General features: G+C 68.7%; 20 protein-coding genes and 1 riboswitch. Of the genes, 15 read left to right on the forward strand and 5 right to left on the reverse strand.

Annotated elements, in window-relative coordinates; genetic code table 11:
• Positions 1–30: 30 nt before the first annotated feature.
• From pyk to tkt, 4 genes are all read right to left on the reverse strand, one after another.
• Positions 31–1,470: a pyruvate kinase gene (gene pyk, locus ACESMN_RS05265; RefSeq protein WP_373052546.1), complete on the reverse strand. Its 1,440-nt coding sequence runs from the start codon at positions 1,468–1,470 to the stop codon at positions 31–33.
• 32 nt (positions 1,471–1,502) lie between these two features.
• Positions 1,503–2,681: a phosphoglycerate kinase gene (locus tag ACESMN_RS05270; protein WP_373052547.1), complete on the reverse strand. Its 1,179-nt coding sequence runs from the start codon at positions 2,679–2,681 to the stop codon at positions 1,503–1,505.
• Between the two features lie 155 nt (positions 2,682–2,836).
• Positions 2,837–3,835, reverse strand: coding sequence for a type I glyceraldehyde-3-phosphate dehydrogenase (gene gap, locus ACESMN_RS05275; protein WP_373052548.1), 999 nt, complete (start codon positions 3,833–3,835; stop codon positions 2,837–2,839).
• A 70-nt stretch (positions 3,836–3,905) separates the two neighbouring features.
• The gene (tkt, locus tag ACESMN_RS05280) at positions 3,906–5,903 is read right to left on the reverse strand and encodes a transketolase (protein ID WP_373052549.1); all 1,998 of its coding nucleotides are present in this window, start codon (positions 5,901–5,903) and stop codon (positions 3,906–3,908) included.
• A 321-nt stretch (positions 5,904–6,224) separates the two neighbouring features.
• Here tkt and metK point away from each other — a divergent pair, with 321 nt between their 5' ends.
• The 4 genes from metK (at position 6,225) to ACESMN_RS05300 (ending at position 10,864) form a co-directional block, all read left to right on the forward strand.
• A complete protein-coding gene (gene metK / locus ACESMN_RS05285; RefSeq protein WP_373052550.1) occupies positions 6,225–7,400 on the forward strand; it encodes a methionine adenosyltransferase in 1,176 nt (391 codons plus the stop codon).
• A 145-nt stretch (positions 7,401–7,545) separates the two neighbouring features.
• A riboswitch (S-adenosyl-L-homocysteine riboswitch) is annotated at positions 7,546–7,622 on the forward strand.
• 19 nt (positions 7,623–7,641) lie between these two features.
• Positions 7,642–9,060 carry an adenosylhomocysteinase gene (ahcY, locus tag ACESMN_RS05290; protein ID WP_373052551.1) on the forward strand — a complete coding sequence of 473 codons (1,419 nt, stop codon included), beginning with the start codon at positions 7,642–7,644 and terminating at the stop codon, positions 9,058–9,060.
• Positions 9,061–9,199: 139 nt separating this feature from the next.
• Entirely contained in the window at positions 9,200–10,072 is an 873-nt protein-coding gene (gene metF / locus ACESMN_RS05295; protein ID WP_373052552.1) for a methylenetetrahydrofolate reductase [NAD(P)H], read from the forward strand.
• A gap of 45 nt (positions 10,073–10,117) precedes the next feature.
• The gene (locus tag ACESMN_RS05300) at positions 10,118–10,864 is read left to right on the forward strand and encodes a 16S rRNA (uracil(1498)-N(3))-methyltransferase (protein ID WP_373052553.1); all 747 of its coding nucleotides are present in this window, start codon (positions 10,118–10,120) and stop codon (positions 10,862–10,864) included.
• A gap of 89 nt (positions 10,865–10,953) precedes the next feature.
• On the opposite strand, the gene ACESMN_RS05305 is transcribed toward ACESMN_RS05300, so the two are convergent.
• Complete coding sequence (locus ACESMN_RS05305; protein ID WP_373052554.1) at positions 10,954–12,531, reverse strand: hypothetical protein; 1,578 nt, start codon at positions 12,529–12,531, stop codon at positions 10,954–10,956.
• A gap of 293 nt (positions 12,532–12,824) precedes the next feature.
• On the opposite strand from ACESMN_RS05305, the gene gshB reads away from it, so the two are divergent.
• The 11 genes from gshB to ACESMN_RS05360 all read left to right on the forward strand — a co-directional run bounded on the left by gshB (position 12,825) and on the right by ACESMN_RS05360 (position 21,503).
• Positions 12,825–13,781 carry a glutathione synthase gene (gene gshB, locus ACESMN_RS05310; protein WP_373052555.1) on the forward strand — a complete coding sequence of 319 codons (957 nt, stop codon included), beginning with the start codon at positions 12,825–12,827 and terminating at the stop codon, positions 13,779–13,781.
• Positions 13,778–14,866 (forward strand): FAD:protein FMN transferase, encoded by a 1,089-nt coding sequence (locus ACESMN_RS05315; RefSeq protein WP_373052556.1) that lies wholly within the window; start codon positions 13,778–13,780, stop codon positions 14,864–14,866. Before gshB ends, ACESMN_RS05315 begins: the two co-directional genes overlap by 4 nt.
• Complete coding sequence (locus tag ACESMN_RS05320) at positions 14,866–15,234, forward strand: NusG domain II-containing protein (RefSeq protein WP_373052557.1); 369 nt, start codon at positions 14,866–14,868, stop codon at positions 15,232–15,234. The genes ACESMN_RS05315 and ACESMN_RS05320 overlap by 1 nt, the downstream gene beginning before the upstream one ends.
• A 5-nt stretch (positions 15,235–15,239) precedes the next feature.
• The gene (locus ACESMN_RS05325) at positions 15,240–15,794 is read left to right on the forward strand and encodes a Gx transporter family protein (protein ID WP_373052558.1); all 555 of its coding nucleotides are present in this window, start codon (positions 15,240–15,242) and stop codon (positions 15,792–15,794) included.
• Complete coding sequence (locus tag ACESMN_RS05330) at positions 15,760–16,635, forward strand: TonB family protein (protein ID WP_373052559.1); 876 nt, start codon at positions 15,760–15,762, stop codon at positions 16,633–16,635. Before ACESMN_RS05325 ends, ACESMN_RS05330 begins: the two co-directional genes overlap by 35 nt.
• A 40-nt stretch (positions 16,636–16,675) precedes the next feature.
• A complete protein-coding gene (locus ACESMN_RS05335; RefSeq protein WP_373052560.1) occupies positions 16,676–17,254 on the forward strand; it encodes a YqgE/AlgH family protein in 579 nt (192 codons plus the stop codon).
• 162 nt (positions 17,255–17,416) lie between these two features.
• Positions 17,417–17,818: a Holliday junction resolvase RuvX gene (gene ruvX, locus ACESMN_RS05340; RefSeq protein ID WP_373052561.1), complete on the forward strand. Its 402-nt coding sequence runs from the start codon at positions 17,417–17,419 to the stop codon at positions 17,816–17,818.
• Entirely contained in the window at positions 17,811–18,317 is a 507-nt protein-coding gene (gene pyrR, locus ACESMN_RS05345; protein WP_373052562.1) for a bifunctional pyr operon transcriptional regulator/uracil phosphoribosyltransferase PyrR, read from the forward strand. Before ruvX ends, pyrR begins: the two co-directional genes overlap by 8 nt.
• Positions 18,314–19,321 (forward strand): aspartate carbamoyltransferase catalytic subunit, encoded by a 1,008-nt coding sequence (locus ACESMN_RS05350; protein WP_373052563.1) that lies wholly within the window; start codon positions 18,314–18,316, stop codon positions 19,319–19,321. Before pyrR ends, ACESMN_RS05350 begins: the two co-directional genes overlap by 4 nt.
• A complete protein-coding gene (locus tag ACESMN_RS05355) occupies positions 19,318–20,610 on the forward strand; it encodes a dihydroorotase (RefSeq protein WP_373052564.1) in 1,293 nt (430 codons plus the stop codon). Before ACESMN_RS05350 ends, ACESMN_RS05355 begins: the two co-directional genes overlap by 4 nt.
• On the forward strand, positions 20,607–21,503 hold the full coding sequence (locus tag ACESMN_RS05360) for a dihydroorotate dehydrogenase electron transfer subunit (protein WP_373052565.1): 897 nt from the start codon (positions 20,607–20,609) through the stop codon (positions 21,501–21,503). Before ACESMN_RS05355 ends, ACESMN_RS05360 begins: the two co-directional genes overlap by 4 nt.
• Positions 21,504–21,525 lie beyond the last annotated feature (22 nt).

Below are 21,525 nucleotides of genomic sequence, written 5' to 3' on the forward strand. Positions count from 1 at the left end.
GGGTGCATCGTTGCTCTCGCGCAGATGGTATCAGGGAACGGTGACGGTCTCGCCGACACGAAGAATCTTGAGGGCATTGGTGCCTCCCGGCACCCCGTCGAGATCGCCCTTGGTGATGATCACCAGTTCGCCGTCCTTCACGACCCCCTCCTCCAGGAGCAGGCGGATCGCCTCCCGGTTCGTTTCCGCGTGGGTGTCGGGGATCGTCGGCAGGACAACGGGATAAACGCCGCGGTACAGGGTCATGCGCCGACTGGTCTTTGCCTGTCGGGTCAACGCGAAGATCGGGATGCCGGAACTGATCCGGGACATCCAAAGCGCGGTCGATCCGGACTCGGTCAGCGCCGCGATCGCCGCGACGTCCAGGTGGTTGGCGGTGTACATCGTGGCCATCGCGATGGCCTCGTCGACCCGGCCGAAATAGCTGTCCATGCGGTGGGTGGACTGTCGTGCCGCGCGCTGGCGTTCCGCCGCCGCACAGATCCGACCCATGCTGTCCACGGCCCTGTGCGGATAGCGCCCGGTGGCCGTCTCGCCAGAAAGCATCACCGCATCAGTGCCGTCGAGTACCGCGTTCGCGACGTCGAAGACCTCGGCCCGGGTCGGGATCGGGCTCTGGATCATTGACTCCATCATCTGGGTCGCGGTGATCACCACGCGGTTCAGCTTGCGGGCGCGGGAGATCAGGTTCTTCTGCACGGCCGGGAGCTCCGCGTCGCCAATCTCCACGCCGAGGTCACCGCGCGCGATCATGATCACGTCCGAGGCCGCCAGGATCTCGTCGGCCATTTCCAGCGCCTCTGCACGTTCCATCTTCGCGCAGATCGCGGCATCCCCGCCGGCCTCGTGCAGGAGGGAGCGCGCCAGCTGGATGTCCTCCGCGCAACGGGGAAAGGACACGGCCAGAAAGTCGACCTCGAGTTCGGCCGCCAGCCGGACATCCTCCCGATCCTTTTCGGTGATCGCCGGCGCCGACAGGCCGCCGCCCATTCGGTTGATGCCCTTGTTGTTCGACAGCATGCCCCCGACCAGCACCGTCGTCTCGATGCGCTGATCCCGGACCGCCTCGACCTTCAGCACCAGCCGGCCGTCGTCGAGCAGCAGCGTGTCCCCGGCATGTACGTCGCCCGGCAGGTCGGGATAGGTCAGGCCCACCTGGCTCCGGTCACCGGCGTCGTTCGCGAGGGTGGCGTCCAGCGCGAATGCGTCGCCCTCGTTCAGTTCGATCGGGCCTTCACGGAAGCGGGCGATGCGGATCTTCGGACCCTGGAGATCCCCGAGCACCCCGACACAGCGCCCGGACCGCGCGGCGATCTCCCGTATCCGGGCGACCCGCTGGCGATGGCTCGCGGCATCCCCGTGGGAGAAGTTGATGCGGACCACGTCCACTCCGGCCTCCACCAACCGCTCCAGGGCCCGCTCGCTGTCGGTCGCAGGCCCCAGCGTGGCCACGATCTTGGTACGTCTCATGAATGCAGCGATTCCAGGGTTGCCGTGGCCGTTCAGTCCCGGGCGCGTTCTTCGAGCATCGCCACCGCGGGCAGGGTCTTGCCCTCCAGAAACTCGAGGAAGGCGCCGCCTCCGGTGGAGATGTAGCTGATCCGGTCACTCAGGCCGTACTTGTCGATGGCGGCAAGGGTATCCCCTCCGCCGGCGATGGAGAAGGCGTCGCTCTCGGCGATCGCCTTGCCCAGCGCCTTCGTGCCCGCGGCGAACTGATCGAACTCGAAGACGCCGACCGGGCCGTTCCAGACGATGGTGCCCGCCCTGCGCAGCAGCTCGGCATAGGAGGAGGCGGTGTCGGGACCGACATCGAAGATCATGTCGCCCTCGGCCACTCCGGTCACCGGCTTGACCTCGGCCGGAGTGGATTCCGAGAATTCCTGACCCACCGTCACGTCGGTCGGCACCGGGATCTCGCTCCCCTCGGCGCGAGCCGTTTCCATCAGGCGCTTCGCCTCGTCGATCAGGTCGTGCTCGCACAGCGACTTGCCGACAGGGTGCCCCTGGGCGGCAATGAAGGTGTTGGCGATGCCGCCGCCGACGATCAGCTGATCGACGACCCCGGACAGGGACTCGAGCACGGTCAGCTTGGTCGAGACCTTGGAACCGCCGACGATCGCGACCAGCGGGCGCTTCGGGTGGTCGAGCGCCTTGCCCAGCGCCTCGAGCTCGGCGGCCAGCAGCGGTCCGGCGCAGGCGGTGGGCGCGAAGCGGCCGACGCCGTGGGTCGATGCCTGCGCGCGGTGCGCGGTACCGAAGGCGTCCATCACGAAGACATCGCACAGTGCGGCGTACTTCCTTGCCAGCCCCTCGTCGTCCTTCTTCTCCCCCGGGTTGAACCGCACGTTCTCCAGCAGCACCACCTCGCCTTCGGCCAGATCCACACCGTCGAGGTAGTCGCGTACCAGACGCACCTCGCGTCCCAGCAACTGCCCCATGTGGGCGGCAACGGGGGCCAGCGAGTCGGCCTCGGAGAACTCGCCCTCCTGCGGGCGTCCCAGGTGCGACATCAGCATCACCCGGGCGCCCCCTTCGAGGGCCTTCTCCACGGTCGGCAGGCTGGCCCGGATGCGGGCGTCCGAGGTGACTTTGCCGTCCTTGACGGGAACGTTCAGATCCTGGCGGACCAACACGCGCTTACCGCTCAGATCGAGGTCGGTCATCTTGATCACGGACATCAGACCACTCCTATGGGGACACGGGACAGGAAACGGGAAAGAGGTTGGGCAAGAAGCGATGTTCCTTGCCGAGCCTCTCCTCGCACGAGGCGTGGATGCCCGGCGGCAGCGGCGCCACAGGGACTCCGCTGCCGCCGGGCAGGCGGGATCGGCGCTTACTGCCCGACGTGCTGCACCATGCGCAGCATGTTGCAGGTGTAGCCGTACTCGTTGTCGTACCAGGCGACGACCTTGACGAAGGTGTCGTCGAGCTGGATTCCGGCCCCGGCGTCGAAGATCGACGGGGTACTGGAGCCGCGGAAGTCGGTGGAGACGACCTTCTCCTCCGTGTAGCCCAGCACGCCCTTCAGCTCGCCCTCGGAGGCCATCTTCATGGCCTTGCAGATGTCGTCGTAACCCGCACCCTTGTCGAGCTCCACGGTCAGGTCGACCACCGAGACGTCCGAGGTCGGTACGCGGAAGGCCATGCCGGTCAGCTTGCCGTTCAGCGAGGGCAGCACCTTGCCGACCGCCTTCGCAGCGCCGGTGGAGGACGGAATGATGTTCTCGAGGATGCCGCGGCCGCCGCGCCAGTCCTTCTGCGAGGGCCCGTCGACGGTCTTCTGGGTCGCGGTGGCGGCGTGCACGGTGCTCATCAGACCCCGCTTCACGCCATAGTTGTCGTGCAGGACCTTGGCCACCGGGGCCAGCGCATTGGTGGTGCAGGAGGCGGCCGACAGGATCGCCTGGCCGGCGTACTCGTTGTGATTCACGCCGTAGACGAACATCGGCGTCGCATCCTTCGACGGCGCGCTCTGGACCACCTTCTGCGCACCCGCGTCGATGTGCTTCTGACAGGTTTCCTCGGTCAGGAAGAAGCCGGTGGACTCGATCACCACGGCCGCACCGGCCTCGCTCCACTTCAGGTTGGCGGGGTCGCGTTCGGCGGTCAGGCGGATCTTCTTGCCATCGACGGTCATGCTGTTGCCTTCCACCGACACCTCGCCGTCGAAACGACCGTGGACCGAGTCGTAGCGCAGCATATAGGCCAGGTACTCGGGATCCAGCAGGTCGTTGATCGCGACCACCTCGAGTTCGGGGAATTCCCTGTGAATCGCCCGGAACGCCATGCGGCCGATGCGGCCGAAACCATTGATACCGACTTTGATCGTCATAACTCTCTTTCTCCCAGGTTGCGTGATCTTGCTCGGAAATCTGTGTTGTCGTGCTGTCTTCCGGCAGTGCTCAGGTCAGCAGCGACTCCGCGACGCTAACGACATTTTCCGCGGTGAAGCCGAAGTACTCCATCAGGGCGCCACCGGGAGCCGACTCGCCGAAACGGTCCAGACCGATCACCGCGCCGTCCAGGCCGACGTGCTTGTACCAGCCGGTTGTGGCAGCGCTCTCGACCGCCACGCGGGCCCGCACCTCGGCGGGCAGCACCGCGTTGCGGTAGCCGGGGTCCTGCTGTTCGAAGAGTTCGACGCAGGGCATCGACACGACGCGCACCTTGCGCCCCCTCTCCGCCAGGGTCTGCGCCGCCTGCACCGCGATGGCCACCTCGGAACCGGTAGCGATCAGGATCAGTTCGGCAGTTCCATCGCTGTCATGCAGCACGTAGCCGCCGCGGGCGATGTTGGCCACCTGCTCCTCGTCACGCTGCTGCGGCGCGAGGCCCTGGCGCGAGAGGATGAAGGCCGAAGGCCCGTCCGTGCGCTCGATGCCGGCCCTCCAGGCCACTGCCGTTTCGACACCGTCGCACGGACGCCAGACATTCAGGTTCGGGATCAGCCGCAGGCTCGGCGTTTGCTCGACGGGCTGATGCGTGGGGCCATCCTCACCGAGACCGATGGAGTCGTGGGTGAGCACGTAGAGCACACGCTGCCCCATCAGTGCCGACATGCGGATGCCATTGCGGGCGTAGTCGGAGAAGATCAGGAAGGTGCCACCGTAGGGAATGAAGCCGCCGTGCAGCGCAATCCCGTTCATGATCGCCGCCATGCCGAACTCGCGCACACCGTAGAAGATGTAGTTGCCCGCCGCGTCGTCGCGGCTCACGCCCTTCGAGCCCGGATGCATGGTGAGATTGGAACCCGCGAGATCCGCGGACCCGCCGAGCAGTTCGGGCAGTGCCGGCGCGTATCCGGTGATCGCATTCTGCGAGGCCTTGCGGCTGGCGACCTTCTCCGCCTTCTCGATGGTCTCCCGGATGAAGGCCTCGGCCTTCTGCGTCCAGTCGGAGGGCAGGTCGCCGTTCATGCGCCGCAGGAACTCGGCCGCGAGTTCCGGATGCGCGGCCCTGTAGGACTCGAAGCGGTCGTTCCACTCGGACTCGGCCCGGGCTCCCTTCTCCTTCGCGTCCCAGCCGGCGTAGATCGTTTCCGGAATCTCGAACGGACCGTGCGTCCAGCCAAGCTCCTTGCGTGCGAGCTCGATCTCGTCCGCGCCCAGCGGGGCACCGTGGCATTCCTCCTTGCCCTGCTTGTTCGGCGAACCGAAACCGATGATGGTCTTGCAGCAGAGCAGGGTCGGCTTGCCGGTCTCGGCCCGCGCCTGCTCGATCGCCGCCTTCACCTCGTCGGCGCTGTGACCGTTCACGCCCCGCACCACGTGCCAGCCGTAGGCCTCGAAACGCGAGGGGGTGTCGTCCGTGAACCAGCCATCGACCTCGCCATCGATGGAGATGCCGTTGTCGTCGTAGAAGGCGATCAGCTTGCCCAGCCCGAGCGTCCCGGCCAGTGCGGAGGCCTCGTGGGAAATCCCCTCCATCAGACAGCCGTCGCCGAGGAAGACATAGGTGTGGTGATCGACGATGCGGTGGTCGTCCCGGTTGAAATGCGCTGCCAGGATCTTCTCCGCCAGCGCCATGCCCACTGCGTTGCTGACCCCCTGCCCCAGCGGACCCGTGGTGGTCTCCACCCCCGCGGTGTAGCCGTACTCGGGGTGGCCCGGCGTCTTCGAGTGCAGCTGCCGGAACTGCTTGAGTTCGTCCATCGGCAGGTCGTAACCGGTAAGGTGAAGCAGGGAGTACACCAGCATCGAGCCGTGCCCGTTGGACATCACGAAGCGGTCGCGATCGTGCCAGGCGGGGTTCGCGGGGTTGTGCTTCAGGTAATCGTTCCAGAGCACCTCGGCAATGTCCGCCATCCCCATCGGAGCGCCCGGGTGACCGGAGTTGGCTTTCTGAACCGCGTCCATCGAAAGGGCGCGTACGGCGTTGGCAAGCTCTCTGCGGGAAGACATGCGGATCTCCTAGCTGAATGATCGTGTGAACGGGTCAGGACTGCGTGCCAACGATGCACGGGCGCCGGCCGCCTTCTTATTATTGGTGTCGGCGGCATTGAAGACCGGTTTGGCCGGCCGGCGACTTTCAGCCGAATTCAGCCCCATTTAAAGGCGGTGCATTTTGTACAGTTTCGAGTGCCGGGGCAAGTCTGCGGCCGGGCACCCGCCGCCGCGGGTCACGGATTCCGCCGGGGCCTGCTTAGAAATGTTTGTGCTGAGCGGTTACACTACCGGGCTTTCCGCCCTGGTCCACCGCCCTGAGGTTCGAGGAACAAACGCATGTCCACGAGTTACCTGTTCACTTCCGAGTCCGTTTCGGAGGGACATCCCGACAAGATGGCGGATCAGATCTCCGATGCGGTAGTGGACGCGATCGTCGCGGAGGATCCGCACGCCCGAATCGCCTGCGAGACCCTCACCAAGACCGGCATGGTGCTGCTCGCCGGAGAGATCACCACAACCGCGATCATCGATTACGAGAAGATCGTGCGCGACACGGTCTGCGGGATCGGCTACGTCGATTCCGACGTCGGCTTCGACGGCCGCACCTGTGCGGTGCTGAACGCGCTGGGAGAGCAGTCTCCGGATATCGCGATGGGGGTGGACCGCGACGTGTCGGACCGCGCGAACCAGGGCGCGGGTGACCAGGGCCTGATGTTCGGCTACGCCTCCCGCGAGACCGAGGCGCTGATGCCCGCACCGATCCACTACGCGCACCGGCTGGTGCGGCGGCAGTCCGAGGTGCGCAAGAACGGCTCGCTGGCCTGGCTGCGCCCGGACGCCAAGAGCCAGGTGACGCTGCGTTACGAAGACGGGATCCCGGCGGGCATCGACGCGGTGGTGCTGTCCACCCAGCACGATCCGGCGATCACGCAGGAGAGCCTCCGGGAGGCGGTGATGGAGGAGATCCTGAGGCCCGTGCTCCCGGCAGAGTGGCTTGCGCGGTGTGCGAAGGACCAGGTGCACATCAATCCCACCGGGCAGTTCGTGATCGGCGGCCCGGTGGGTGACTGCGGCCTGACCGGCCGCAAGATCATCGTGGATACCTACGGTGGCATGGCGCGGCACGGCGGCGGCGCCTTCTCCGGGAAGGACCCGTCGAAGGTCGACCGTTCCGCCGCCTACGCGGGCCGCTATGTGGCGAAGAACGTCGTGGCCGCGGGACTGGCCGACAAGTGCGAGATCCAGGTCTCCTACGCGATCGGCGTCGCGCAGCCGACGTCGATCAGCGTGGACACCTTCGGAACCGGCCGGATCGCCGACGACCGCATTGCCGCGCTGATCCGGGAACACTTCGATCTGCGCCCGTGGGGCCTGATCCAGGCACTGGACCTCCTGCGTCCGATCTACCGCCGGACGGCCGCCTACGGGCACTTCGGCCGCGAAGATATCGACCTGCCCTGGGAGCGAGCCGACCGGGCGGCGGAACTCCGCGACGCGGCCGGACTCGGTTAGGGTGGTGCCTGGACTTCGGGGCGCTCTGCCTGTGGGCGGACCGCCGTGAATACCTCCCTGCAGGCTTGACGGCGGCATCCATGCCGCCCGCCACACGCAAACGGCAGCACGGATCCAGACCCTTGACATGGGTTACAAAATTACACCAGCTGAGGAGCGCTGCAGCGGCATCCCCGTCAGGCTCAGTTCGGTGTCTTCCTGATGGAACGGCGCTCGTCCAGACTCACGGAGCTCTATAACCATGAATGCTGTGATGAACCCGAGCAGTAAGCAGGATTACGTCGTCAAGGACATTGGCGAGGCCGACTTCGGTCGCAAGGAGATCGCGATCGCCGAGACCGAGATGCCCGGCCTGATGCAGATCCGCAAGGAATTTGCGCAGGAAAAGCCCCTGAAGGGCGCCCGCATCGCCGGATCGCTGCACATGACGATCCAGACCGCGGTACTGATCGAGACCCTCGAGGCCCTGGGCGCCGAGGTGCGCTGGGCCTCCTGCAACATCTACTCCACCCAGGATCACGCGGCCGCCGCGATCGCCGCCGGCGGCACGCCGGTCTTCGCGTACAAGGGCGAGACCCTGGAGGAATACTGGGACTTCACCCACCGGCTCTTCGAGTGGCACGACGGCGGCACGCCGAACATGATCCTGGATGACGGCGGCGACGCCACGCTGCTGGTGATGCTGGGCACCCGTGCCGAGCAGGACCCGTCCATCCTCGACAACCCGGGCAACGACGAGGAACGGGCGCTGTTCGCGGCCATCCGCAAGCGTCTCGAGACCTCCCCGAACTGGTACTCGAACATCAAGAAGAACATCCGCGGCGTGACCGAGGAGACCACCACCGGGGTGCACCGCCTCTACCAGATGGAGCAGAAGGGCGAACTGGCGTTCCCGGCGATCAACGTGAACGACTCGGTGACCAAGTCGAAGTTCGACAACCTCTACGGCTGCCGCGAGTCGCTGGTGGACGCGATCAAGCGTGCCACCGACGTGATGGTCGCCGGCAAGATCGCGGTGGTCTGCGGCTACGGCGATGTCGGCAAGGGCAGTGCGCAGTCCCTGCGCGGACTCGGCGCGACCGTCTGGATCACGGAGATCGACCCGATCTGCGCGCTGCAGGCGTCGATGGAGGGCTACCGCGTGGTGACGATGGACGAGGCCGCCGAGCAGGCCGACATCTTCGTGACTGCCACCGGCAACATGGACGTGATCACCAGCGACCACATGGCGCGCATGAAGGACCAGGCCATCGTCTGCAACATCGGGCACTTCGACTCCGAAATCGATGTCGCCGGCCTGCGCCAGTACGAGTGGGAGAACATCAAGCCGCAGGTCGACCACGTGATCTTCCCGGACGGCAAGCGCATCATCCTGCTGGCTGAAGGCCGGCTGGTGAACCTCGGCTGCGGCACGGGGCATCCGAGCTTCGTGATGTCGAACTCCTTCACCAACCAGACGATGGCGCAGATCGAGCTGTTCGCGCATGGCGAACGCTACGAGAACCGGGTCTACGTGCTGCCGAAGCACCTGGACGAGAAGGTCGCGGCGCTGCACCTGACGAAGCTCGGCGCGAAGCTCACCCACCTCACCGAGGAGCAGGCCGCCTACCTCGGCCTGCCGGCCGACGGTCCGTTCAAGCCGGAACACTACCGCTACTGAACACCGGCCCCCTCACCCGGCCCTCTCGTCCGGTCCGCCCCGGCCCCTCTTCCGCACGCGGAAGAGGGGAGCAGTGCGCTGCTCGAACCGGGGGCGGGCCGGACAGGGGTGTTCCGGATCATCCAAGGAGGAACCTGTGATGAACCAGGCTACACGTTACAAGCCGGTGTTCAGCTTCGAATTCTTTCCGCCGAAGAACGCGGAGGGTGTGGAGCGGCTGCGCCGCACCCGGCAGAGGCTGACCGCGCTTCAGCCGGCCTATTTCTCCGTGACCTTCGGGGCGGGCGGATCCACCCGCGACCGCACGCTGGACACGGTGCTGGAGATCCAGCGCGAGGGAAGGGTCGAAGCCGCCCCGCATATCTCCTGCATCTCCGCCTCGCGCGGGGAGCTGCTCGACCTGCTGCAGACCTACCGGGACAACGGCGTGCGCCGGCTGGTGGCCCTGCGCGGCGACCTGCCCTCCGGAACCGGCGGCAGGCTGGGCGAATTCCGCTATGCGGCCGAACTGGTCGCCTTCATCCGCGAGAATTTCGGCGATCAGTTCAAGATCGAGGTCGCGGCCTATCCGGAGTTTCACCCGCAGGCCGCGAGCGCGGAGAAGGACCTCGAGCACTTCCGCCAGAAGGTCGCCGCCGGCGCCGACTCCGCCATCACCCAGTATTTCTACAACGCGGATGCCTACACGGCCTTCCTCGAGCGGGTGCGTGCGATGGGGGTCGGGATCCCGATCGTGCCCGGCATCATGCCGATCACGAACTACACGCAGCTGGCCCGCTTCTCCGATGCCTGCGGTGCCGAAATCCCGCGCTTCATCCGCAAGCGCCTGGAGGCCTACGGCGATGACACCGCTTCGATCCGCGCCTTCGGCATCGAAGTCGTCACGCGGCTGTGCGCGCGCCTGCTCGAGGATGGCGCCCCCGGCATCCACTTCTACTCGATGAACCAGGCCGCGGCCGCCGAGGCGATCTGGAAGAACCTCGGGCTCGGCGAACTCCGGGCCAGCGCCTGAGCCGGGTTCGTCCCCGGCGGTTCCTGGGCGTCCGGTAACCACCGCGTGCGCGTCCCCCGGTTGCTGGTCGAGTCGGAGCTGGCGACGGGGCGCGTGGTGGATCTGCCCGCCGGCACGCTGCGGCATGCGGTCTCGGTGCTGCGTCTGCGCGACGGCGCCGCCTGCCGGGTCTTCGACGGCGCGGGTCGTGAGCACGCTGCGGTGCTCAGCGTATCCGGTCGGCGCGCGGGCAGCGTGCGGATCGGCCAGGTCGCGGCCGCGCCAACCACGCCCGCCCGGCCGATCCGCCTGCTTCAGGGCATTGCGCGTGGTGGCCACATGGACCTGGCCATCCAGAAGGCGGTGGAACTTGGCGTCGCCGAGATCTGGCCGGTGCTCAGTGCCCGGAGCCGCTCGGGTGGCGGTCACCGGCGCGTGGAGAACCGCTACCGGCACTGGCTGGGGGTGCTGCGCGCCGCCACGGAGCAATGCGGCCGCAACGAGCTTGCGCGGCTGGAGCCCCCGCGCGAACTGCCGGAGGCCCTCGAGGCACTCCCGACGCGTGGCCTGCGGGCCCTGGCGGATCCAGCGGGCGACCCGCCGGAGGTCTGGCGCGGCGTGCAGACGGACTCGGGGAACGATCCCGTCGCCTTCCTGGTGGGTCCCGAGGGCGGCCTCGGTCCCGAGGAGATCGCGCTGGCGCGCGGCGCCGGGTTCCGCGGTCTGCGCCTCGGCCCCCGGACCCTGAGGACCGAGACCGCGAGCGTCGCCGGTCTGGCGGTGCTGCAGACGCTGTTCGGCGATCTGCGCTGAAGATCATCGCGGCACGCGCCGCCACGAACGCCCGGAATCGCCCCCCTTGCTTGCTGGGGAGGGCTGGCGTGGGGCGCGGCGCCGCTCGGTCAATCTCCGGGGGTCTCGTGTCGAACGCCGCCCTCGAGCGAGTCCCGCAGCATGCGGGTCAGCCGCTGCTGCCGCAGCACGGCCGCCGAGGCATCGCCCACGGCCTCGCCCAGGGCGTGCCGCAGCTGCTGCAGTTCATCCAGTGCTGCGCCCGCGCCGGATCCGGCCCCGGAACTGGAGCCACCGGCTGCGGCCGCAGGGGCGGGCAGCCGTCCGGCCAGCGCCTCCAGGGCCTGCGCCTGGTCGGCGATCCGGGTCAGCGCGTCGACCACCCGGTGCTGCCAGTCGGCGAGTTCGGTGGCCTGCGTGAGCGCGGCGCGCAGCCCCTCCGGGGTCTGTTCCGGTGCCGGGGCGCGCGGACCCTCCTCCCCGCGGTCTGCGGAGCCGGCGCCTTCCTCCAGCGCCTCGAAGGCCGCGGCCAGGCGCGCCATCTCGGCCCGGCCGCGGCTGCGGATCGCGTCCAGGCCCGGCAGGTCACTGGACAGTGAAGGCGGCAGCTCCTCCTCGGCGGCCTGTGGCTCTTCCGACACCACGGCCTCGGCGCGCAGCACGATGTCGACGAGCGGCGTGTCCGCGGGACCGCCCGCGCGCACCTCGTCGAGCAGCAGGGGCATCACCTCGATCGCGTCCGCAATGACCTGCAGGGCCTCGTGGCCGGCGGGATGACCGCGATCGGCCAGCTCGACCGCCAGGGCCTCCATGACTCCGGCGAATTCGCCAAACCTCAGGGCGACCGGGCGTGCCATGTTCCGCAGGATGCGCAGCCGGTCACCGAGGGCACGGGCCCCCTCCGCGGAAGCGCCCTCCTCCCGCCAGCGCTCGAAGGCCTTTCCGAGCCCCCGGACCGCGGTGGCCAGGACCTCGGGAAGGCGCGCCGGGGCCCGATCGAGATGCGGTGCGAGGACCGCGCGTTCCAGCAGGTCGCGGTCGTGGGCAAGCCGCGATGGCACGGGTCGGTCGCTCCCCCCGGCGCCCGGGGCCGCCGAAGCGGTTCCGACCGGTGGCCCCGGTTCCGCCACCGGGGGCGGTGTTTGCGCTCCGGTGTCCCTTCGGGGACTCCCGCGCCCTCCGGATTCTTCGTCCGCCCGCGGCTCCGGCGCCACCGGGTGATCGGCCCCGGGCGCACGTCCCCCGGCCTCGACAGTCGTGCCCGGTGACGACGCGGGGCCCTGGGCCGTCACGATCGCCGGCATCATCAGGGGCCCGGCGCCGCGCAGCGAACGCAGCTCGTTGACCAGAGGCAGCAGCGGTTCGTCCGCCGGGGCCGATCCTGCGGGCTGCGCGGCCCCCGGAAGCCGTCGTGCCGCCCGCGCCAGCAGCGCCGAGGCCTCGGGGCTCCACGGCAGCTGACCCTCGTCCAGGGCCGTGGTCACGCGGAACAGCTCCTCGCACAACGGAATCGCGTCGTGCTGCCCGGCGGCCTCGAGCCCGGGGCGGAGACGACCGAGTCCCTCGCGAGCAAGGCCGAGACACTCCTCGCAGGCGTGATGCTCGACGTACCGCTGCAGTGCTCGCTCGACCCAGAAGAGCAGGTCCTCGGGCTCGGCCTGGTCCCAGGCTACGCTATCGCTTTCCATTCGAATCCCTTGATGCTGCGTGCGGCCGCGCAGTCTGCGGACCGGGGAAGGACGCGGTCCAGCGCGGGGCCGAACGGGGCCGCGCCGGCAACGGTGGCCGAGCACCGGCGATCAGGCTGACCCGCGGCATCCCCGCGGCAACAGATCGACGGCAGACGGCCACATCCCGCGCGTTCCGCCAGTCACGCTACTGTGCCACAGGGCTGCCCCCGGACCCAGGGGCGGCGGGCCGATGCCCTGCGGAAGGGGCCGATCGTGGCATACTGGAGGCCCCCGAAGCAGAGCCGCAGCACATGCCCGGAACGCTTGATATCGGCGTGGTGATGGACCCGATCCAGAGCATCAGGCCGGCAAAGGATTCAACCTTCGCGATGCTGCTGGCGATGGGCCGGCGCGGGCATCGCGCACACTGCATGGAACTCTCCGACCTCTGGGTCACGGATGGCATCGCCCACGCCCGCAGCCGGGAGGTGACGGTCCGCGACCAGGCAACGGACTTCCACGATCTGGCAGACGCGGTTGAGGGCACGATGGCGCGATTCGACATCGTGCTGATGCGCAAGGATCCCCCGTTCGACCTCGAATACATCTACGCCACCTACATCCTGGAACTCGCGGAACAGGCCGGCGTGCACGTGGTCAATCGTCCGGCTTCGCTCCGCGATGCGAACGAAAAGGCCTTCACCGCCCATTTCCCGCAGTGCTGTCCCCCCACGCTGATCAGCCGGGAGCGCGCGCGCATCCGCGCCTTCCTGAGACAGGAAGGCAGCATCGTGGTGAAGCCAATGGACGGCATGGGCGGCGCGTCGGTATTCCGCGTGGACCAGCACGATCCGAACGTCTCGGTGATCCTGGAGCTGATGACCGACTTCGACAGCCGGACCGTGATCGCCCAGCGCTTCCTGCCCGAGTACCGCGAGGGCGACAAGCGCATTCTGCTGATCCACGGCGAACCCGTCGATCATTCGCTGGCGCGCATCCCGGCCGAGGGAGAGTCGAGGGCCAATCTGGCGGCGGGCGGGCGCGGCGTCGCGGTTCCGCTGACCGAACGCGAACACTGGATCTGCAGGGAGCTGGCACCGGAGCTTCAGGCAAGGGGCCTCGACTTCGTGGGGCTCGATGTGATCGGCGGCTATCTCACCGAGATCAACGTGACCAGCCCGACGGGGATCCGTGAACTCGATGCCGCCTGCGGCATCGACATCGCGGGACGACTGGTCGAACATCTGGAGAACGCCACCGCCCCATGAATCCGCGCCCGCTGTCACCGGACCTGCCCGCGATCCTGCGTCTGCTGTTACCGGTGTTCCTGGCCCTGCTCCTGAGCGCCTGCGGGCGGGACGGTCCCGACACCGATCGGCTCACCTTCCAGGCCCTCGGCACCCTCGTGGACGTCACGCTCCACCCAGCGGATACCCACGATCTGACGGGAATCGAGTCCGCCCTGAGAGACGAACTCGATGCCATGCACGCTGCCTGGCATGCCTGGGAACCGGGTCCTCTCGGCCGCACCAATCGGCTGCTCGAACAGGGCGTCGAGTTCGATGCCCCGGCATCGGTGCTGCCGCTGATCGAACGGGCCCGGGAGCTCGAGCGCCTCACTGACGGACTGTTCAACCCGGCACTGGGCCGGCTCGTCTCCGCCTGGGGCTTTCATCAGGACGAGCCTTCCGGACCGCCACCGAGCGAAGAGACCCTGGCGACCATGCTGGCCGACCCGCCGAGGGTCGCGGACATCGAACGCGACGGCATGCGCCTGCGCGGCGGCCACCCGGAACTGCAGCTCGACTTCGGGGGGCTTGCAAAGGGCCTTGCGGTCGCGCGCAGTCTGGAGCTGCTGACCGAACTCGGTGTGGAACACGCGATCGTGAACGCCGGCGGCGACCTGATGACCCTCGGGGAGCCCGCCGGCCGGCCCTGGCGCATCGGCGTGCGGGATCCCCGGGGCACCGGGGTGCTGGCGGCCATCTCGCTTGGCCCCGGCGAGGCCCTGTTCAGTTCCGGGGACTACGAACGCGGCTATGAATGGGAGAGTCGGCGGATCCATCACGTGATCGATCCCCGTACCGGAAGGCCCAGCCAGGGCATCGCATCCGCCACGGTGCTCCATGGCGATCCGGCCCTGGCCGATGCCGCGGCGACGACCCTGATGATCGCCGGCCCGCAGCAGTGGCCTGCGTACGCAAGGCGGCTCGGCGTCGACCACGCCCTGCTGGTGCTCGCCGATGGTTCGGTCGAGCTGACGCCGGCGATGGAGGGCCGCGTGGATTTCCGGCAGGACCTCGATTACCGTCTCCGGGAGTCCGGTCCCGGCACCGGCCCGGAGCCCCGCTGATGCATGGCCTGCGGTGGGGTGACGCACTGGTGGTGACGCTGGCCGTCGCCCTGGTGGGCACCGCCTTCGGGCTGGCCTATGCGCCGGGTGGCGGGGCCACGGAGCTGGTCGTGACCCAGGCCGGTGCGGCACCCCGGCACTATCCCCTGGACGCCGTCCGCACATTTGGCGTCCAGGGGGTTGCAGGCGTGACCACGATCCGGATCGAGCCGGGGCGGGCCCGCTGCGTCGACTCCCCGGGCACCCGGGACATCTGCGAGCGCGCGGGCTGGCTGGCACGCCCGGGGGACATGGCGGTGAGCCTGCCGAACCGTCTCGTGCTCCAGGTGCAGGGCCCGGGAGCAGAATTCGACAGCATGCACTTCTGACGATCATGGCGATACGCGTCGCCACGGATTCCACCGCCTCGGATCACCGGATCGCCGCACTTGCGGCCCTGGCGATCGGCCTGCAGGTGATCGAGGCCGCAATCCCGAGCCCGGTACCCGGAATCAAGCCGGGTCTCGCCAACGTGATCACCCTGGTGGCGCTGGTCACGCTGGGCTGGCGGGCGGCGGTCGCGGTGACGCTGCTGCGCGTGGTGGGTTCCAGCCTGCTGCTGGGCACCCTGCTGAGCCCGGGGTTCTGGCTGTCGCTCGCCGGTGCACTGGCCGCGCTGCTGCTGCTCGCACCGCTGTGTCGGCTGTATCCGGGTCACCTGAGCGCGGTGGGCCTCGCGGTTGCCGCAGCGCTGGCCCACACCGGGGGGCAGTTCCTGCTGGCCTGGACCCTGATCATCCCGCACCCGCAGTTGCCACTGCTGCTGCCGCCATTGCTGCTCGCGGCGCTGATCGCCGGCGTGGTCACCGGTATACTGTCCAACTCCGTGCTCTCCGACCCGCGCATGCAACGCCATGTCCGCAACACTCCCACAACCGGAACCCGATGACGGCGGCGGCCTTGGCCTGACGCTGTTCGTGGCGCTCGTTCTGCACGCGCTGGTGATCCTGGGCGTCGGGTTCGAGATCTTCCCGGGAGAACGACCCGAGCAGGTCACGCTGGACGTGACCTGGGTGGAGGTCCCGTCGGCGGAACCGGAGGATGCCGACCACATTGCCGTGCAGGCCCAGGCCGGGAGCGGTGAGGCCGAAGACAGCCAGGTGGCCCGCAGCCCGGAGCCGCCGATGGAGGAGACGGCCGCGTCCGAGCCACCGAAGGCCGCGCCATCCGCGGTCGATGCGGTCCCGCCGGCGGACCCGGAACCGGTCACCGCGTCCGAGCCGGCGCCCGATACCGCGCCGCGCGACCCCGCCCCCGCAGAGACTGCCGACGCTCCGGAGACCCCGTCCGCGGCCACCATCCTGGCCCGCGGGCGGGAAATGGCCCGCTCGATGCCCCACGAGACCGGGCAGGAATTGCGTTCGCAGGCCTCCAGGACCCTGTATATCGACACCCTCGCCGCCCGCACCGCGCCGGAGGCGGCCTACCTGGAGGCCTGGATACGCAAGGTCGAGCGCGTCGGCAACCTGAATTACCCGGACGAGGCCCGCCGGCGCGAACTGTCCGGCTCCCTGGTGCTGTCGGTGCGTCTGGACGCGGAAGGTCGGGTGCAGGACATCGCCATCGCCCAGAGTTCCGGGGAACCGGTGCTGGACCAGTCCGCCATCCGCATCGTGGAACTGGCCGCCCCCTTCGCCCCGTTCACCGACAGCATGCGCGAGCAATATGATCACCTGGTGATCACCCGCACCTGGGCCTTCCGCCGCGATCGCGTGGAACGTGCCCGCTGACGGCTTGCGGGCCGGGGTCCCGCAGGCCGATACTCTAGGCATGGCACTACGCACTCCGGACTCGACCACCGACGGGCTGCGCAATCAGTTCCTGATCGCGATGCCCAGCCTGCAGGACGGTTATTTCGCACAGACCGTCACCTACATCTGCGAACACACGGAAGAGGGCGCGATGGGCCTGGTGATCAACCAGACGCTCGAGCTGACCCTGAAACAGATGCTGCGGCAGCTGGAACTGCAGCCAACCGCGGAGACCGCCAGCCGGCCGATCTTCCGCGGCGGACCGGTGCAGCCGGAGCATGGCTTCGTGCTGCACCCGGCTGGCGACGAATGGAGCGGCACCCGGAAACTGGGCGGTGATCTCGCGCTGACCACCTCCCGCGACATCCTCGATTCCATTGCCCGCGGAGAAGGGCCGGAGCATGCGCTGATCGCGCTCGGCTATGCCGGCTGGGGCCCCGGACAGCTCGAGAGCGAGATCGCGGAGAATTCCTGGCTGGTGGCGCCGCCCGGGCATGCCATCCTGTTCACGCTGCCCCCCGAGCAGCGCTGGAACGCCGCGGCCCGGCTGATCGGCATCGACATGAACCTGATCAGCCAGGTCGCCGGACACGCGTAGCGGCTACGGCCGGCCACCAGCCCTGACCATGCAAAGACCCGCCACGGAAACGCACGGAAACGAATCGGCGCCCCCCGGGGACAGATTTGCAGATCTGTCCCCGACCCTTGCCTCATCTTCCGGGCTGTCCGGGTTTCCCGATGGCCGCATGTTCACGCCGACGTGCGGCTGATGGCCTTCGACTACGGCAAGCGCCGCATCGGCGTCGCCATCGGTGACGAGCTCACCGGCAGCGCACGCGGTCTGGTCACCGTGCGGCCGGGCCGGCCGGACAGCGACCGCACCATCGATGCGCTGATCGCCCGGTGGCAGCCGGACGCCTTCGTGGTCGGCTGGCCAACCCGCGACGACGGCCAGCCCACCGCCCTTGGACCGGCCATCCGCGCCTTTGGCGAAGGGCTCGGCCTGCGTCACGGCCGGGCGGTATACTGGGCGGACGAGCGCCTGAGCTCCCACCTGGGACGGGAGCGCGTGCGGCGCCGCGGCAAGGATCCGGGCCTCGATGCCCATGCCGCCGCGATCATCCTGGAAGGCTGGCTAATGGAGAACACCCGCAATGCCTGAGATCGCACCCCTCCTCGACAGCATGGCCGAGCAGGCCCGGCGCCACTTCCGGCAGCAGGGAATCGCCGAGCCGATCGTGGTCGGCATCCACTCCGGGGGCGTCTGGATCGCGGACGCCCTGCGCCAACGCCTGGGCTACACCCGGCCGATGGGGAAACTGGACATCAGCTTCTACCGGGACGACTTCTCGCGGATCGGCATGCATCCGCAGGTACGGCCCTCGGAGCTGCCCGAGGAACTGGACGACGAACACATCCTGCTGGTGGATGACGTGCTCTTCACCGGCCGCACCATCCGCGCCGCACTGAACGAGCTCTTCGATTACGGCCGCCCCGCCTCGGTGACGCTGGCGGTACTGGTCGAGCGCGACGGGCGTGAGCTGCCGGTGGAGGCGGCCATTGTCGGGGCCCATCTCGAGCTCGGCGCCGGCGAGCAGGTGAAGCTGCGCGGCCCCGACCCACTGCGCCTGGAGCGGATACACCTGGAGGGCGGCACTTGATCGCAGTGGCCCATCCGGCCAGCCAATTGCCCCGGGCCGGTCCCCTGCCCAACAGCCTGCAGCTGACCAGCGACGGTCGGCTGCAGCACCTGCTCACCGTCGAGGGGCTGAGCCGGGATCTTCTGAGCGAGATCCTGGACACCGCGGAATCCTTCGCGAACATGAACGAGAAGGCGGTGAAGAAGGTCCCGCTGCTGCGCGGCAAGACCATCGTGAATCTCTTCTTCGAGGCCAGCACCCGCACCCGCACCACCTTCGAACTCGCGGCGAAGCGGCTGTCGGCCGACGTGCTCAACATCAACGTCAGCACCTCCTCGGCGGTGAAGGGCGAGAGTCTGCTCGACACCCTGCGCAACCTCGAGGCCATGAACGTGGACATGTTCGTGGTGCGGCATCAGCAGAGCGGGGCTGCCCATTTCATGGCCCGGCACGTGGAGCCCGGAATCAGCGTGCTGAACGCCGGAGACGGTCGACACGGCCACCCCACCCAGGCCCTGCTCGACATGTTCACCATCCGCCGCCACAAGGGCGACTTCACGCGGCTGAAGATCGCGATCGTCGGGGACATCCTGCACTCGCGCGTCGCGCGCTCGCAGATCCACGCGTTGAACATCCTGCAGGCGGGCGAGGTGCGCGTGGTGGCGCCGTATTCGCTGCTGCCCGCCCATGTGGAGGATCTCGGCGTTCACGTCTATCACAATCTGGAACAGGGCCTGCGCGACGTGGACGTGGTGATCATGCTGCGCCTGCAGCGTGAGCGCATGGAACACGCCCACCTGCCCTCGGAGCACGAGTACTTCCAGCTCTTCGGACTGACCCAGCGGCGGCTGCACCTGGCGAAACCCGACTGCCTGGTGATGCATCCCGGTCCGGCGAACCGCGGCGTGGAGATCGACTCGGCGGTGGCGGACGGCGCGCAGTCGGTGATCCTGCAGCAGGTCACCTACGGGATCGCGGTGCGCATGGCGGTGATGTCCATGGTGATGGGTGTGCGCGGCGCATGAGCATCCTGATCGAGAACGCGCGCGTGATCGATCCCGCCAGCGGGCTCGATGCGATCGCGCCCCTGTGCATCCAGGGCAGCGAGATCCTCGCAGTCGGCGCGATTCCGGACGGCTTCGAGCCGCGCCGTCGGATCGACGCCGCAGGCCGCTGGCTGTTCCCGGGCGTCATCGACCTGTCCGCGCACCTGCGCGAGCCCGGGGAGGAGCACAAGGCGACGATCGCGAGCGAGACGCAGGCCGCTGCGCGCGGTGGCATCACCACGGTGGTGGTGTCCCCGGACACGATGCCACCGATCGATTCTCCGGCCGAGGTGGAACTGATCTCGCGGCGTGCCGAACAGGGCTGCGGGGTCCGTGTGCTCACGATCGGCGCGCTGACGCGCGGGCTGAACGGCGAGCAGCTGGCCGAGATGGCGGCGCTGAAGCGCGCCGGCGTCGTCGGGGTCGGCAATGCCCGCCACCCGCTCGCGAGTCCGCTGGTGCTGCGTCGGGCGATGGAATACGCGGCCACCTTCGAACTGATGGTGTCGCTGTCGGCACAGGACGCCTCGCTGGCCGGTTCGGGCTGCGTGCACGAGGGTGCCGTCTCCACGCGTCTCGGTCTCGCGGGGATCCCCGAGGCGGCCGAGACCGCGGCGCTGGGCAGCATCCTGGCACTGGTCGAACAGACCGGCGCGCGGGTGCACGTGAATCGTCTGTCCACCCGCCGCGGCGCCGAGATGATCGCGAAGGCCCGCGCGGATGGCCTGCCGGTATCGGCAGACGTTGCCGCACATCAGCTCTTCCTCACCGAGATGGACGTGGCCGATTTCAACCCGCTCTGCCACGTGATGCCGCCGCTGCGTACCCAGCGTGATCGCGAGGGCCTGCGCGCGGCGGTGGCGCGCGGCGACATCAGCGCGATCTGCTCGGATCACCAGCCGCACGAGAGCGACAGCAAGCTCGGCCCCTTTGCCGAGACCCGGCCCGGCATCAGCGGGCTGGAGACCCTGCTGCCGCTGACCCTGCGCCTGGTCGAGGAAGACCTGCTGCCGCTGTCCGCGGCACTGGAACGGCTCACGGCCGGTCCGGCCGGTATCCTCGGACACAATGGCGGATGTCTGAAGCCCGGGGCACCGGCAGACTTCGTGGTCTTCGATCCGGAGGCCGTGCACGAGATCACCCCGGAGAGCTGGCTGAGTGCCGGCGCCAACAGCCCCTTCATCGGGTGGACGTTTTCCGGCCAGGTCAGAGAGACCTGGGTCGCTGGGCGGCCCGCCTGGAACCTGCCCGCCGAGGACAGCGCATGAACACCGACGTCGCCCGCAGCCACCGTGGGACCATCTTTCTCGAGGACGGCGCAGAGGTCATCGAGCATTCCGCACACGCCGCGGATCAGTGGGTGCTGAAGCTCCGCGCACCCGAGTGTGCCGCCCGGGCGCAGCCCGGCCAGTTCGTGCACCTGCAGTGCGACCCGCGCCTGCCGATGCGCCGGCCGCTGTCCATCCAGCGGGTGGACCCGGCGGCGGGATGGGTCGAGTTCCTGTACAAGGTGGTGGGCGACGGCACCGAGGCGCTGGCAAGGCAGCCGGTGGGCATGCGCCTGAGCGTGCTCGGCCCGATCGGAAACCCGTTCACGCTGAACCCGGAGCGGCCGCTGCGCCTCCTGCTGGGCGGCGGCGTCGGCATCCCGCCGATGATCTTCCTCGCCGATCACCTGCGCCGGCAGGGTCAGGGGGCCCAGACCCGGGCGATCCTCGGGTCGGAGGTGCCGTTCCCGTTTCGGCCCAGGCCCTCGGAGATCCTCTGGCCGGGTCTGCCCGACGGGGCGATCGCGACCATGCCGCTGCTGGAGGACTGGGGCGTTGCCTGCCGGCTGACCTCGCTTGCGGACATCCCGGGCGCCTACCCCGGCTTCGTCACCGATCTCGCGCGGCCCTGGCTGGCGGGCCTGAGTGCGGAACTGCGCGACCAGGTCGAGCTCTACGCCTGCGGCCCACACGCCATGCTCGCGGCCTGTGCGGCACTGGCCGCCGAGTTCGACCTGCCGTGCCAGGTCTCGCTGGAGGAATACATGGCCTGCGCGGTCGGCGGCTGCGCCGGATGCACGGTCGAGGTGCACACGCCGCAGGGGGGCGCGATGAAGCGGGTCTGTGTGGACGGCCCGGTGTTTGCCGCCTCGACGGTCTTCCCGCCCGTTTGAAGATAGCCGCAGCGGCCCGGTT

Source organism: Thioalkalivibrio sp., assembly GCF_041690275.1.
Classification (GTDB): domain Bacteria; phylum Pseudomonadota; class Gammaproteobacteria; order Ectothiorhodospirales; family Ectothiorhodospiraceae; genus Thioalkalivibrio.